The organism is Acinetobacter sp. 226, from assembly GCF_048147925.1.
GTDB lineage: Bacteria > Pseudomonadota > Gammaproteobacteria > Pseudomonadales > Moraxellaceae > Acinetobacter > Acinetobacter pecorum.
The window spans coordinates 1-14,156 of sequence record NZ_JAYWYX010000013.1 but is presented as its reverse complement, the minus strand read 5'-3'; the positions used below and the strand labels follow the sequence as shown (position 1 = coordinate 14,156).

Here is a 14,156-nt window from a genome sequence, read left to right as displayed (position 1 = left end):
AAAAGAAAAAGCCCATCACGGGCTTTTTTTATCAATCAGTTATCGCATAACTGGTGGCTGAACCTGAACCAGATTGAGGCTGCATTTGTGGGGGGGGGTGTTTGCTGTGGGGCAGCAGAGGACTCACTTAAAGGTTGCTGCACAATCGGTGCTGCTTGCTGTGAATTGCCACGCCAGACTTCTTTGGTCTGCTGGATTTTCTGACCAGTTTGCTGGGCTGCCTGAGTTGCCCCCTGATCTACTTTCTGAATCGTATCTGATGCTGTGGTCTTGGTATTGTTCCAGGCACGGTCTACACCCGGCTTGATTTTAGCAATGCCTTTTTCCGTTGCTTCACCGACTTTCTCGGCAGTATTCACTACGCCTTCCTGTGCCTTATAGGCAAAGACATGCAGCAGGTTCGGATTTTCACCATAGGGTTTAACCGGTTTAGTAGGCTGAGTGGTGGTTTGTGCAAATGCCGGAGCTGAAAGCATTAAAGCAGTCGTTAAAATAATTGGGGTTTTGATATTCATTATGCATCGACCTCGTATTCGTCTGAGTGCGGTCTGAGTTTGTTTTTCAGTGTAACGGATAATGGGTCAAAAACAATGAATATCCTGTGAAGAGTGCAGGGCTTTCAGTTGGGGCTGTGCCAGAATATTGTAATTTTAAAGAAAATTCGGAAAGGATCTGGAGAAGGCTGGGGTCGTTTTTAACAGAATAAATCGCCCTATTTTTATATGAAAGTTATATTAAAAATAGGGCGGTCTTTTTAGTCACATTGTGTCAGGGCATCTTTGGCAAAATGCTCGCGTAAGCTGACAAAGTTCTTTTGTACGCCTGCATCGTGCAGGTTAAATTTTTGTGCGGTGCTGGTGCCATCGCGCTGGAAAGTCGCTGAGCCGGCATCGATTAGAGTCATGCCTTTAAATGACCATTGTTCAATAACACGGTTATTGCCAATATCGCCGGTGAATTCAATCACGCATTTATCGAGGAATTTGGTCAGTTTTGCCTTGTTGTTGGTCGTGTCTGGAACCACTTCAATATTTTGGACTTCCTGTAAGACACCGACCTGAAGCTGTGGGATTTTTGGCGCAGATGTACAAGCTGTAACTGCGATACTCGCAAGACCAGTCAGAATGAGTGTTTTAAATTTCATATGATTCTTTCTTGTTGAGTGGTGTTAGGTTGAGTATATGAAATATAAGGTGAAATGCCTATAGCCGTCCTTTGAAGAATGATAGAGACCAACGATAAATATATAAATTTTTTATTACTTATAATAAATATTTCTAGCTTGCTTAAATGGGAAATACTTGAAGAGTCAGGTAATTACTCTTTCAAGTCTGAAGAGGTGGGTGTAGTGCATAAACATTATTCTATATAAATACTAAATTGATGAACTATTAAAATATAGGGTAAGTATTTGCATAAGATATTAATATTTATATAAATATTTTGTGATGAATATTTGGGAGGGTTTTTTTAATGATAATATTATTCAAATGAAACTGGTTTATCTCGTATTCTCTTTCAGTCACGGAAGATTAGTCTTTCGGGCCTTATCATATACTTTTATATAGCTTTTAGACCCATAGACCCAGTTATTACTGAATGATCTGTTCCGCTTTATTGAAAACACCTGAATTGTGAAATTGGATTGGTTGTGTGGAGTCTACGCTTTGTTGATATTCAGCTCTTAACCCCAGCCCGGCAAGGTTAATTGAACCAAGTGTATTGATATCAATTTTGCTTAACATTCCTGCAACCTGGATTTTATTAACGGTATTGGCTTTCACACTATTTCTCATGCCTGCAACTGCCATAGAGTTGGTGTGATCTGTATGCAGTTTATTGCCTGTTCCCGCCAACTGTACGGTTTTGGCCTGTTTCACATATACTGTATTTTTAGTGCCTGAAACTTGTAAGGATTGGGTATTGGCAATAATAAAGGTATTGTTTTTACCAACAATTTGTACGCTTTCACACTGTCCGTCCAAGGTAATATTGCTATTTTCCTCACGAAATTTCATTTTGCTTTGCTTATTACAGTCAAATGTCGCCACGGTATTTTCGTTGGCTGGCGTCGTAGAAGAGTCATCACTAGATATCGTGATATCACAGGCTTGTAAACCCCATACACACAGCACTATACAGCCTGTTATTAAGATGTTCTTTTTCAATGTTTTCTCAAGGATTTAATTTTTTATTATTTCTCCAATTTCTAGCATGATCCAAGAGTGAATTGCAAATATTATTTATTTTTCATTAGTTTATGAATGATTTAAATTTCATATGATTCTTTCTTGTTGAGTGTTGTTAGTTTGAGTATAGGGAATCATTTTAAAAAATAAAACTTAATTTCTTTTTTGAGTGGAAAGTGATTACCTTTTTACAGGTCCACTTCTTCTGACGAAATCAGCTTGTTTTTTGTTTTTTCTTGAAAAGTAGTAAAAATAATTACTAGGAATTAGAGTAGTTAAAATTGCATAGGCTTGGAGTATGCTGATTAAGCAGAGGTATGTGAAAAGAAAACTTCTTAATAAATTTTTATATGGTATTAAGAAATTTATATTCTTTAATATATACATCAGAATGCTAGAAAAAATGATTGAGATTAAAATTAAAGTTGTTAAAACTAAACTAAAATTTAACTTTTGGAAAATAGCATCAGTTTCAAAAACCATTTTTTCTTTTTTAACTAAGCTAGATAGATTTTCTGGGTATAGAATGGCAAGCCATATTCCAAGTATTGCAAAAATAATAGATGATGAGGTGAATAAAGATGTTAGAATTTCTTTTTGATCTGTAAAAGGAATAAATCTTCCGATTTGAAAGAATATTACTAACAAAAAGAAGATCATCAAATATTTAAATATCACTGCTATTCTCGAGTTTTAATATTGCATTTTTATTTCTATCTAACCAATAAATAAGACTTTCACTTTCTATAATATTTTTCTGATTTTTTAAAAGTGGTATTTCAAATTCATTTGTAGCAATACTTTTATTCAACCAATATATAGTACTAGCTTCTTTTTCGAGAGAAAATCCTAGATCATCCCACTTACTGTCTATCTCTGTTGAACTATTCCACTCATCAATTATATGATTTAATTCATTTAAACTTTTCGGCGTATAATTGGTTTCGAAAGAAAATTTTACGTTATGTTCATGAAAATTTGGTGTTTGAGTATCTATAAATTTTTTTGTTAGCCTAGATATAAAATTAGATTTTACAAATTCTTTGATGTTAATTTTATTATGCTGATGCATCTTTGTAATTTTGTTCCAATTTTGCTTTAAATGCTCAATCTTTCCTTTATTTCGAATTAACCTTGTTTCAAAGTGTCCAATCAGATTGTAGTGAGTTGTTTCGCCATCTGACCAGCCTGTTATAAAGTGTGTATCATCTCCCTCCAAGCTTATTTGTTGTTCACTAATAACATAATGACTTAATTTTGAAAAAAACTCTTTAAGATATTTTTCTAAATTACTTTTTCCATTGAGTGAGTGCTCAAAAGAAATTGATGCCATTCTCTTTTCTTTAGGCATGATATAAAAATAAGAAGGGTATCCAGGAATATCATCTGCATTAATACTAGTAAAATTGATATCTGCTTCGCCTACTTTAGAAGAGCCTGAAATTGTAGGGAAGGTATTATTAATGGAAGCAGTTTCATTCCAAGTTATAAGTAAAAAATTATCTAAATCAGATTTTCTTATGTCATAACAAAAAGTTCTTTTTACTTCTTTTTCATTTATAGGAGAGAAGGTGCATGTTTCTTTTAAAGGTTTATCATCTAAAGTTGTCCAAGTAATTAGATCATCAAGAAAATCTTCTAAACCACCAAATGTGGCAATATTACTTTTATCACCTCTAGGATATAAGCCACTTTTATTAATTTTGTATAGAGTGATTTGTGCTTGTATTTTATCTGTCATTGAAAGTGCGTAATAAAAAACCCGCTATCAAGATAGCGGGTTTTTTAGTCAATTACAATCTGTAACGATTAGTGCTGTAACACCGAAATATCAGCCACTTTCGTGAACAAGTCACGAAGCTGTGCAAGCATACGTAAACGGTTTGCTTTCAGGTCTGCATCATCAGCCATGACCATGACACCGTCAAAGAATGCATCGACTGGCGCACGAAGTGCAGCAAGTGCAGACAAGGCAGCAGTGTAATCTTTGGCAGCAAATAACGGCTCAACCACAGGTGTGATTTTCGCAAGTTCAGCGAACAATGCTTTTTCAGCATCTTCAACCAGATTTGCTTCAACCACATCACCTTCAGGTGCAGCTTCTTTCGCTAAGATATTCGCAACACGCTTGTTTGCAGCAGCAAGCGCAGCCGCTTCAGGTAATGCACGGAAGTGATTGACTGCATTTACACGCTTGTCAAAATCAAGCGGTGATTTTGGAGACAAGGCTTGAACCGCTTGAATCACATCAACCGCAACGCCTTGGTCTTCGTATTTCGCACGGTAACGACCTTCAAGGAATGCAACAGCATCTGCCAAAGTCTTGTCGTGATCTTTCAATACATCGCCATAAGCAGCCAAAGCCAGCTTGATCAGATCTTCAATTGAAACATCAAGCTCGTTTTCAGTCACAAGACGTAAAATACCAATTGCAGAACGACGTAGTGCAAACGGGTCTTTAGAACCTGTCGGCGCTTGACCAATCCCGAAAATACCCGTCAATGTGTCTAAGCGGTCGGCAAGGGCAATGGTTGTACCTGTTTTGGTTTTCGGTAAAACGTCACCCGCGAATTTAGGCAGGTATTGCTCACCTAGAGATTCAGCGACTTCATCATTTTCGCCTTCAAGACGCGCATAGTAAGTGCCCGCGATCCCTTGAAGTTCTGGGAATTCACCCACAAGCTCAGAAGTTAAATCGCATTTTGCAAGAAGGGCAGCTTTCTCTGCATCAGCAGGGTTTGCACCTGTAATTGGCGCAAGTGCAACAGCCAATTTCGCAATACGTGTCGATTTGTCCCAAAGCGTACCGAGTTCTGCCTGGAACACCATGTTCGCCAGTTTCTCTTTACGCGATGCAAGCGGTTGCTTTTGATCTTGCAAGAAGAAGAATTCAGCATCAGACAAACGTGGACGAACCACTTTCTCGTTACCTTCAATGATTTGAGTCGGATCTTTAGACTCAATGTTTGAAACGGTAATGAAGTAAGGCTGTAATTTGTTTTCAGCATTTACCAAACAGAAGTACTTTTGGTTGTCCTGCATGGTGGTGATCAATGCTTCTTGAGGAACTGCAAGGAAGCGTTCTTCGAAGCTTGCACGAAGTGCAACAGGCCATTCAACCAGTGCCGTTACTTCGTCACGCAGATCCGCAGGTACAATCGCAGTGGCATTGACTTCATCAGCCAAAGCTTTCACTTGCTGGTCGATGATCGCTTGACGCTCTTCAAATGAAGCTACAACGTGCGCTGCTTTAAGCTTGCTTAAGTATTCGTCAGCATGCGTTAAAGTGATCGCTTCAGGTGCATGGAAACGGTGACCATAGGTCACGTTACCTGCTTTATGATCCTGAATGGTTGCGTCAATCACATCGTTATCTTTTAACAACACCACCCATTTCACAGGACGTACGAATTCAGTACGGCTTGCTGCAGAACGCATACGTTTTGCAATTGGCAGGTTGTCTAAAGCTGCTTGTAAAATTTGTGGCAGTAAAACGTCAAGGCTTTGACCTTTTACGTCTTTTAAGTAGCAGACTTTTTCAACTTTACCGGCCTGGAAAGTAGAAACCTGATCTACAGTAATGCCTTGCCCACGCATAAAGCCTTCCAAAGCTTTGGTTGGTTTGCCTTCAGCATCAAACGCTGCCTGTTTGGCAGGGCCGTCAAAACGTTTTTGTGTATCTGCCTGTGCACCATCCACATTGACGATTTTAAGTGCTAAACGACGTGGTGCTGCATAGGCTTCGATTGAATCAAAAGCCAGACCTGCATCTTTTAAGCCTTTTTCACTTTCAGCTTTAAGTGCATCACGTAATTTTTTCAGGCTTTTTGGTGGAAGTTCTTCACAACCCAATTCGAACAAAACGGTATGTTTAGACATTATTTGCTCTCCTTAGATTCAACTTTTGCTTCCGCTTCAACTTGCGCTTTCAATTGTGCCAACACTTCATCACGTAATGCAGGTTCTGCCATCGGGAAACCGAGTTTCGCACGTGCAGCCACGTAGCTGGTCGCGATTGAACGGGCCAATGTACGTACACGTAAAATGTAACGCTGACGTTCAGTCACAGAAATTGCGCCACGTGCATCCAGCAGGTTGAAGCAATGTGACGCTTTAATCACTTGCTCATAAGCTGGTAATGGCAGTTCAGCTTCGATTAAACGCGTTGCTTCAGCTTCATAGAAGTCGAACAGTTCGAACATCTTGTCGACAGGTGCATATTCGAAGTTATAAGTCGATTGTTCTACTTCATTTTGATGGAACACATCGCCATACGTTACGGTACCGAACTGGCCTTTGGTCCAAACCAGATCATAAACCGAGTCTACACCTTGCAGGTACATGGCAAGACGTTCAAGACCGTAGGTGATTTCGCCTGTAACCGGGTAGCACTCAACACCACCGACTTGCTGGAAATACGTGAACTGAGTCACTTCCATACCGTTCAGCCAAACTTCCCAGCCTAAGCCCCAGGCACCCAGTGTCGGAGATTCCCAGTTATCTTCTACGAAACGGATATCATGTACCAGCGGGTCAATACCAATCGCTTTTAATGAATCAAGATAAAGCTGCTGGATGTTGTCCGGGTTTGGTTTAAGCACCACCTGGAACTGGTAATAATGTTGCAGACGGTTCGGGTTTTCACCATAACGACCATCTTTCGGACGGCGTGACGGCTGAACATAAGCCGCATTCCAGGTTTCAGGACCTAAGGCACGTAAGAAAGTTGCAGTGTGGAATGTCCCTGCACCCATTTCCATATCGTAAGGTTGTAAAACGACGCAGCCTTGCTCCGCCCAGTAGTTTTGTAAGGCAAGAATTAAGCCTTGGAAGGTATCAATATGCGATATGGCGCGACTCATGGTCATCCACTTAAAATTAGAGAAAAATTGTGCTCAATTATAAGGACTTTGCAGGGGAGTGGCAAAGGGTTAATGTGTCTATCCTTTTTTGAAAAAATAAAAGAGGCGGGAATGATAGGGCTTGCTGAAAGGCGTACTGCGATTTTAACGTTGCCAATAAATGCCGGCCGAACTGAAAACCAGGAATAAATCAGATGGATGACCTGCTGTAAACTCGAGAGTTATAAAGTTCAACGGAGCTTATACGATTGTTGTTCTAAAATTAGTTTAAGATTCACGCAATATAATAATGTTTAAAAATAAGGAACTTCATGATCACTTACCGTATTCACTGCCATTTAAAATACAAGATCGTGCAACCTACAGAATTTATTTTTATGCTCCAGGCGGCACATCACCCTGATCAGAAGATTATTGAAGAGCAACTGCACTTTAATTTGCCGGTGGTATGGCATGAATTTCAGGATGCACAGCATCAAAACCGCCATGTTCGCTTGCAGGTCGAACCCTGTGAGGTTTTTGAGGTGAATTATATTGCGAACGTGGCTCGGCAACCGGGCATTTCTTTTGAACGGCAGCAAGGTCTGAATGAAGTGCCTATTCCTGATCTACCTGATGAAGTGCTGCCTTATTTGCTGGCCAGCCGTTATTGCAATTCGGATTTATTGCTGGAAATGGCAAAACGTTCGTTTGGCTGGATGACACCCGGCTATACGCGGGTCAAAGCGATTGAGCAGTGGATCTATAACAATATTTTTTATGCTTCTGGCAGTTCTGACCAGTTTACCACTGCTACAGATGTCCTGGTACATCGTGCAGGCGTATGCCGTGACTTCGCCCATTTAGGCATTGCGTTGTGCCGTGCCTTGGGAATTCCGGCACGTATGGTGGTTGGCTATGTAGAAATTGAAAAGTTTTTACCCGATTTTCATACCATTTTTGAAGCGTATTTGGACGGAGGGTGGGTGCAGTTTGATCCGACCCGTCTGGCTCCGGTCGAAAATCTCATTCGGATTGGCACTGGCGTCGATGCCGGTGATGTCGCATTTTCAACCTATTATGGTCAGGTCGAGCTGCTAAAAATCCAGCCACTGATTCAACCTGAAATCAGCCATTAAGCTGCTTTAAAAAGATTTGAACAGCTATTTAAGCAGAAGGTTAGCAAGGATTTTTCCATGCAAATGACTACCGGTGATGAAGTGATCATTCTATAAAAAGCCGAATGAATGTTTTAACCTGAGTGAAATATTTTTTTAAAAAACATGTATTCGCGAATGGTGAAAAGATGTAAAACAGCGATGCCTTTCATCTGGCTTGGTTCTATAATGCGCAAAATCTGCAAACCATAAGATCAGGCGCACTGTGTTTCATTCCCATCTCGACTGGCTCAATACCCTAAAACCAAATTTCAAAGTTCTTCCACTCAAAGACCGCCTGCTCTGCGGAATAGGGGCATTGCTAGGTCTGGTGGTTTCCTCCCTGCTGAGTTTATGGATTCTGGGGGATTTTGAAGCCTGGTACATTGCCCCGATGGGTGCCTCTTCGGTATTGCTGTTTGCGGTACCGGCCAGTCCTCTGGCACAGCCCTGGAACATTCTGGTCGGCAATACCATTGCTGCCGTCATTGGGGTGAGCTGTGCCTTGCTCATTGCCAATCCGACCGAAGCCTTTAGTCTGGCTGTCGCTGCCGCAATTGTCCTGATGATGACCACGGATTCCCTGCATCCACCGAGTGGCGCCGTGGCCATTACCGCAGTGCTGGGTGGTCATCCGGTGCATGAACTGGGTTATGCCTTTGTATTTTATCCGGTGCTACTTAATTCAATTTTGCTCATGGGGATTGCCATTGTCTTTAACCGGATGATTGGCAAGAACTATCCGCAGCAGGCCCAGTTAAATAGCCGTTCCAAGGACCCGACGCCGACCCAGAAAGTGACGATTCAACCGCAGGATATTCAGGAAGTGCTGGACCAGCATACCGAGCTGCTGGACATCAGTGAATATGACCTGCAAAAAATCATTCTGGAGGCACAAAACCGTGCCAATGCGCGTGCGGTGCATGAATTTAGCTGCCAGGATATTATGACGAAGGATGTGGCAACCCTGCATGAAAATGATGATATCCAGCATGCACTGGACAAGTTCAAGCAGATGAACCTGATGAGCCTGCCCGTCGTTAATGCAGATGAACAACTGGTCGGTACGCTGGCAATGTATCAGGTGGTGGAATGGTTCAAGCGTGCTACCGATGTGCGCAGCAGCTGGGAGCATCAGGTCAAACATATCATGACCCGTAAGGTGATCACGGTACAGCCCTTACAGCCCATTCAGGATCTGGTGCCATATTTTGTCGAGCGTTCCTTCAACTATATTCCGGTGGTAAGCAAGCAGCAATTGGTGGGAATTATCAGCCGGGCAGACATGATTGCTGCACTCAACCAGGAGCTGAATCATTTTAAAATGAAAGCTTAAAACCGGATTAAAATGGAATATAAGCGACCATGCCTGATCAGATCTGGTCGGCTTGCCCGCTGAGAAAACTGTAAAACAGTATCATTGGTAGAAAGAAATTCAGTAAAAACAAAAAAATGGGCATTAAAAGCTTTGAGTGGATGATGCGAGAGATAAGCTAGAATCAGGGTTTTCAATGCTGCTCATTAAAATCGAGAGGATATTAAACAGCTGATAACGACGTAGCAGCAGGTGAGCCACTCATAGAAAAGGAAAGATCATCGTCCAATATGTCAGGCAGACAAAAAGCTAATCAAAAGCGCTGAAAACAGGCTTCTGAAAATGGAGAAAATCCCATAACTGACTTCATGAAATAGCGCATAAGAAAATAAAATTAGGGTCATGATCAAAGGTGCAAGCACGAGATTGAGTGTCATTTTCCAGAGAGAGTTTCGGATCGGTTGAGAGATTAAGTGAAATATCCTGTCCAATATCTGTTTGCCACTTTTTGATATTTTTAATGTAATGACTTTATCTTTATCATTGTTAAAAGCATATTATTTTTCGATGAGAGAAAGATTCAACATATAGGCGAATAATACGACAAAGCACACCAGAGTGTGCTTTGTAGAGGGTGTGATGCTTAAGAGCTGTAATGATTAAATAAAGAACCAGTAAATAAACAGTGAAATAATAAAGATACACATAATATTCAGCACAAAACCAACTTTCATCATTTCGCTTTGCTGGATATAACCGGTTCCAAAAACAATCGCATTTGGCGGGGTCGCTACCGGCAGCATAAAGGCACATGAGGCACCAATGCCAATGACAATCACCAGAATTTCTTTGGGCATTCCCATCTGATCCGCAATTGCGGCAAATACTGGTACCAGCAGGGCAGCTGAAGCGGTATTACTGGTAAATTCAGTCAGGAAGATAATAAATGTAGCAACTACAAAAATAATTATCAGTGGGGAGGCATCACCAAAGGCATTGGCCAGCGTTTGACCCAGTACCAGCGAACTGCCTGAATCCTTCAGAATGGCACTCAAGGTCAGACCACCACCGAACAGGTACAAGACCCCCCAGTCGGTATTTTCTGCAATCTGTTTCCAGCTTGCGGTACCCAGAATCACCACCATACAGGCAGCCAAAATTGCAATCCAGGTATCCGGCTGGGAAATACCAAAAATTTCAGTGAATTTTTTACTGAAAATCCAGGCAATTGCAGTACAAAGAAAGAGGATCATGGTGACTATACGGGTACCGGTCCAGGGAATATTTTCAGTTACAAATTGTACTTTGTAATTCAGTTTTGGACGTAGTACCAGATATAAACTGACCAGCATGGCGGGAAGAATAATGAACATCATCGGCAAGCCGATTTTCATCCAGTCGGCAAAATCATAGCCGAGGGCCTTGGCAGCAATGGCATTCGGAGGTGAACCGACCATGGTGCCCAGTCCGCCAATACTGGCCGAATAGGCAATGCCGAGCAGGATAAAGACAAAAGTTTTACGATCCTTGCTGACATCCAGATGTGAAAGCAAGCCTAGGGCCAAAGGCAGCATCATAGCAGCAGTCGCCGTATTGGAAATCCACATGGACAGCAGCGCCGTCACCACAAAAATCGCCAGTACAGAAATGCCCAGATGCCCTCTGGACAGGGAGATGATCCACATGGCAATTTTCCGGTCCAGTTTCTGGATATGCAACGCTGTGGCCAAAGCAAAACCACCAAAAAACAGGAAAATGACAGGATCGGCAAAAGTAGCCAAAGCGGCTTGCGTGGTAATCGGAACCAGTTCTTCACCAGAGGCCATTGGCATGGCCAGCAATACTGCCATCACGGGGATGAGTAAAGCTGTAATCGTGATATGAATGGCTTCAGTCAACCATAAGATACCGATAAAGGCTAAAAGTGCCAGTCCTTTATTGGCATTCTGGTCATAGGGCAGGTAAAGATATAAGCCATAGGCCACAATGGCTGCGACAAGAATAAGAATCCAGCCTTTAAGCAGCCCTTTAGGCATGGCATTGGTCGGGGTAGCTAGGTTGGTCTGAGTCATATGCTCTCCTTGCAAGGTTTTTATTTACATCATTTTTTATATTAACTTTGAATTTGTAATTTTGTTTTGCTTAAAAAGCATCCTATTTAAAGATACTATAACCAGATTGTTGCAATAATCCAGTACTTTGCCATAGGGCATACAGGCCCAAGCCAAAAAGTAAAGCCAGGACAACCCATTTGAAGTGCTGCTGAGACAAACGATGGCGTATTTTGCCTCCGATCCAGACACCAGCAAGGGCGAATAGGCTGATCCCGATCAGAATATGCTGTTGATGGGTTTCCAGTGTGATCAGAATTGGAAACAGTAAAACCAGCTGGATCAGTTTACCGGCAATGAAATTGAGATTGCTGATAATGACAATATCTGTTTTAGACAGCTGGCAACTCATCAGATACATCATCAGAAAAGGTGCCATGGCATTGGTCGCACCTCCAATGATGCCGGCCAGTAAACCAAAACAGAGCATGCTGGAAATATGTGGACTAACTTGCAATGGCCGTGTCCGTAACTGGTCCAAGACATAAAATACAATCACCAGACCCAATAACAGTTTTAAATAAGCCTCATTTAGCCAAAGTAACAGCTTGACCCCGAGTACACTGCCGATCAGGCTACAGAGTATCAATGGCCAATAGCGTTTTATATAATAGCCAATGCTATTCAACATGCTATGCACAGGATCGGCATTCAGCATGATCAGATTCAGCAGCAGGCAGGGCAGAATGACAAGAGTAACCGCGATGCTAAGCGGATATGCACTGGACAGAACAGCCGTACTCATCATGGGAAAGCCAAAGCCGCTTAAACCATGGAGCAGGGCTGCTACGGCACAGAGCCAGAGCATCATCCATTCTGCCTGAGTCATGTGAAATCCATTTCAAAAATTAGAATATTGAACTTATCGTGAATTTAACTGAGAAAGAAAGTGAAAAGCTGTAATACAGCTAAGAAATAACAAAAAATATAGGCAAAAAAAAGCCACAATAACTTGGGGAAATTACCGTGGCATCAAAATTTCATCCCATTTAACTGGGGTGAAAGGAGGAAGCTCTTCGATGAAACCTGTCAAGAACGCTAGTTAAACCTTGCTATACACCTTAATAATCGCGTTTATCCTGATTAACGGTGCGTACAGGATTTTGATAGCCTTGGGGCTGATAAGCGCCATCATGTTCAATACTGTACGGTTGTTTTGGCATGATTAACCAAAGTATCAGATAAACCAGAATACCCGGAAAAGCGGCACTCATCACTGAAACTAGCACAAAGATAAGACGTAATAAATTTGCGTTCCAACCAAAACGTTCAGCAATACCGCCCATCACACCTGCAATCATGTTTGAGCGGTTAGAGCGATATAAACCAACATTGGCCATTAAAATCTCCTGATAAAATAGGTTTGAATCCAGAAAATAGATCCATATTATTAAAAGAAATGGCGTTAGATCGAACTTTTTAAAGTGCTGATTACAAATAAAATCGTTAAGTAATGTTAAGAAAGATTAAAACCCGGTCTAAGAGTCACTAACATATAGAAAATTCTATTGAACTCTTATGTAAAGTTCATCAGCTTTGCTGTGTGTTTTTTACTCGCCATGTTTTAGGTCTGGGTCGGTTAAAAAAAATGAAAGTAGATATATCACGTTTTACATCAAGCAATTTTCTTAAATGTAGCCTGATACTGGGGAGCGTGGTGATTTTTCAGGCCTGTGACCAGCATCAAGTCAAGCCTGAACAGGAAGATCAGCAAGAGGCTGTAGAAGAAGAAGGGGTCAAGGTTTCTGCTGCCAATACGACCGCAGGTGTAGTCGCAGTCAGTGCCAAATCCTTAACTCAGGCTGTAGGGCTGGCTGCTGTTCCAGTTGAGGCGGATCTAAATCCGACCACTGTTCCTGATTATGCCAAAACATTTATTGGTCGCTATCATACCGAAATTGACTGTGATGGGCGTTTCGCACCTTGTACAGAAGGTAAGGCAGAATATATTTTGGCTTTACTGCCGGATGGTACGGTACACCGTAGTATTTTTCAGTATGGCAAAGTATTTATTGATAATACGAGAAGCAGCACAGCTCATAATACCACCTATCGTAAGGATCGCTGGTCGATCAACCCGGAACGTACTGAATTGGTCATAAACCGTAAAGAAGGGGCGAGTTTTTATTATACGATTAAGGATTCGAACCATCTGGTTATGAATCTGGAAAAAATTTACAGTGAGAAGGAAAAAACCAACCGCGAATTATTTGAGCGTGGTTATCCGGCACCTTCGAAAGCCTATGAACTGGTCAAAGATACTTCCTTTCATGTCGAACCATAATGTCAGATAAAGTTGGTCGATCCAGTCTAAGACGTTGTTCAAAGAAGATTTAAATTAATACAATAAATATGAGCTGTTGGACACGTGAGTTTAAAATCTGGATGCAGAAATACACGAGTAGAAATCGTATTTAATAATTAAAATATAAAGAGGTAAATCTGAGAGGGCATTCTTGGAAAAGAATGGTGGGCCGTCCGCGACTCGAACGCGGGACCAATGGATTAAAAGTCCACTGCTCTACCAACTGAGCTAACGGCCC

At 41.5% G+C, this 14,156-nt stretch carries 12 protein-coding genes, 1 tRNA gene and 1 pseudogene; 4 read left to right on the top strand and 10 right to left on the bottom strand.

Features of this window, described 5'->3' with window-relative positions; translation table 11 throughout:
* Nucleotides 1-31: 31 nt before the first annotated feature.
* The 3 genes and pseudogenes from VXP95_RS07725 to VXP95_RS07715 form a co-directional block, all read right to left on the bottom strand.
* A pseudogene (locus VXP95_RS07725) lies at nucleotides 32-515 on the bottom strand (hypothetical protein).
* 239 nt (nucleotides 516-754) lie between these two features.
* Nucleotides 755-1,144 (bottom strand): hypothetical protein, encoded by a 390-nt coding sequence (locus tag VXP95_RS07720; RefSeq protein ID WP_064094915.1) that lies wholly within the window; start codon nucleotides 1,142-1,144, stop codon nucleotides 755-757.
* 448 nt (nucleotides 1,145-1,592) lie between these two features.
* On the bottom strand, nucleotides 1,593-2,135 hold the full coding sequence (locus VXP95_RS07715; protein ID WP_144724194.1) for a DUF3060 domain-containing protein: 543 nt from the start codon (nucleotides 2,133-2,135) through the stop codon (nucleotides 1,593-1,595).
* Between the two features lie 352 nt (nucleotides 2,136-2,487).
* Between VXP95_RS07715 and VXP95_RS07710 the strand changes: the two genes are divergently transcribed.
* On the top strand, nucleotides 2,488-2,790 hold the full coding sequence (locus tag VXP95_RS07710) for a hypothetical protein (RefSeq protein ID WP_416681115.1): 303 nt from the start codon (nucleotides 2,488-2,490) through the stop codon (nucleotides 2,788-2,790).
* A gap of 66 nt (nucleotides 2,791-2,856) precedes the next feature.
* Here VXP95_RS07710 and VXP95_RS07705 read toward each other — a convergent pair whose 3' ends face one another.
* The 3 genes from VXP95_RS07705 to glyQ form a co-directional block, all read right to left on the bottom strand.
* Nucleotides 2,857-3,930 carry a hypothetical protein gene (locus VXP95_RS07705; RefSeq protein ID WP_416711796.1) on the bottom strand — a complete coding sequence of 358 codons (1,074 nt, stop codon included), beginning with the start codon at nucleotides 3,928-3,930 and terminating at the stop codon, nucleotides 2,857-2,859.
* Nucleotides 3,931-3,998: 68 nt separating this feature from the next.
* Nucleotides 3,999-6,068: a glycine--tRNA ligase subunit beta gene (glyS, locus tag VXP95_RS07700; protein ID WP_416711795.1), complete on the bottom strand. Its 2,070-nt coding sequence runs from the start codon at nucleotides 6,066-6,068 to the stop codon at nucleotides 3,999-4,001.
* Nucleotides 6,068-7,051, bottom strand: a complete 984-nt coding sequence (gene glyQ, locus VXP95_RS07695; protein ID WP_064094911.1) for a glycine--tRNA ligase subunit alpha — start codon at nucleotides 7,049-7,051, stop codon at nucleotides 6,068-6,070. Before glyQ ends, glyS begins: the two co-directional genes overlap by 1 nt.
* Nucleotides 7,052-7,362: 311 nt before the next feature.
* Between glyQ and VXP95_RS07690 the strand changes: the two genes are divergently transcribed.
* Nucleotides 7,363-8,169 (top strand): transglutaminase-like domain-containing protein, encoded by an 807-nt coding sequence (locus VXP95_RS07690; protein WP_416711794.1) that lies wholly within the window; start codon nucleotides 7,363-7,365, stop codon nucleotides 8,167-8,169.
* A 244-nt stretch (nucleotides 8,170-8,413) separates the two neighbouring features.
* On the top strand, nucleotides 8,414-9,523 hold the full coding sequence (locus tag VXP95_RS07685) for an HPP family protein (RefSeq protein WP_416706271.1): 1,110 nt from the start codon (nucleotides 8,414-8,416) through the stop codon (nucleotides 9,521-9,523).
* A 638-nt stretch (nucleotides 9,524-10,161) separates the two neighbouring features.
* Here the strand turns inward: VXP95_RS07685 and VXP95_RS07680 are convergent.
* The 3 genes from VXP95_RS07680 to VXP95_RS07670 form a co-directional block, all read right to left on the bottom strand.
* On the bottom strand, nucleotides 10,162-11,574 hold the full coding sequence (locus tag VXP95_RS07680; RefSeq protein ID WP_416681110.1) for an SLC13 family permease: 1,413 nt from the start codon (nucleotides 11,572-11,574) through the stop codon (nucleotides 10,162-10,164).
* A gap of 82 nt (nucleotides 11,575-11,656) precedes the next feature.
* Entirely contained in the window at nucleotides 11,657-12,442 is a 786-nt protein-coding gene (locus tag VXP95_RS07675) for a sulfite exporter TauE/SafE family protein (protein WP_416711793.1), read from the bottom strand.
* Nucleotides 12,443-12,674: 232 nt separating this feature from the next.
* Nucleotides 12,675-12,953, bottom strand: a complete 279-nt coding sequence (locus tag VXP95_RS07670) for a PspC domain-containing protein (RefSeq protein WP_416681108.1) — start codon at nucleotides 12,951-12,953, stop codon at nucleotides 12,675-12,677.
* A gap of 248 nt (nucleotides 12,954-13,201) precedes the next feature.
* Between VXP95_RS07670 and VXP95_RS07665 the strand changes: the two genes are divergently transcribed.
* Complete coding sequence (locus VXP95_RS07665; protein ID WP_416681107.1) at nucleotides 13,202-13,897, top strand: hypothetical protein; 696 nt, start codon at nucleotides 13,202-13,204, stop codon at nucleotides 13,895-13,897.
* 183 nt (nucleotides 13,898-14,080) lie between these two features.
* Here VXP95_RS07665 and VXP95_RS07660 read toward each other — a convergent pair.
* Nucleotides 14,081-14,156: transfer RNA gene (locus VXP95_RS07660), tRNA-Lys, on the bottom strand.

What these genes read in the sequence shown, in the direction of transcription:
- VXP95_RS07690 (WP_416711794.1), top strand. Translation starts at nt 7,363, where the DNA reads ATGATCACTTACCGTATTCACTGCCATTTAAAATACAAGATCGTGCAA.
- VXP95_RS07720 (WP_064094915.1), bottom strand. Translation starts at nt 1,144, where the DNA reads ATGAAATTTAAAACACTCATTCTGACTGGTCTTGCGAGTATCGCAGTT.
- VXP95_RS07670 (WP_416681108.1), bottom strand. Translation starts at nt 12,953, where the DNA reads ATGGCCAATGTTGGTTTATATCGCTCTAACCGCTCAAACATGATTGCA.
- VXP95_RS07680 (WP_416681110.1), bottom strand. Translation starts at nt 11,574, where the DNA reads ATGACTCAGACCAACCTAGCTACCCCGACCAATGCCATGCCTAAAGGG.
- VXP95_RS07675 (WP_416711793.1), bottom strand. Translation starts at nt 12,442, where the DNA reads ATGACTCAGGCAGAATGGATGATGCTCTGGCTCTGTGCCGTAGCAGCC.
- VXP95_RS07665 (WP_416681107.1), top strand. Translation starts at nt 13,202, where the DNA reads ATGAAAGTAGATATATCACGTTTTACATCAAGCAATTTTCTTAAATGT.
- glyQ (WP_064094911.1), bottom strand. Translation starts at nt 7,051, where the DNA reads ATGAGTCGCGCCATATCGCATATTGATACCTTCCAAGGCTTAATTCTT.
- VXP95_RS07710 (WP_416681115.1), top strand. Translation starts at nt 2,488, where the DNA reads ATGCTGATTAAGCAGAGGTATGTGAAAAGAAAACTTCTTAATAAATTT.
- VXP95_RS07705 (WP_416711796.1), bottom strand. Translation starts at nt 3,930, where the DNA reads ATGACAGATAAAATACAAGCACAAATCACTCTATACAAAATTAATAAA.
- glyS (WP_416711795.1), bottom strand. Translation starts at nt 6,068, where the DNA reads ATGTCTAAACATACCGTTTTGTTCGAATTGGGTTGTGAAGAACTTCCA.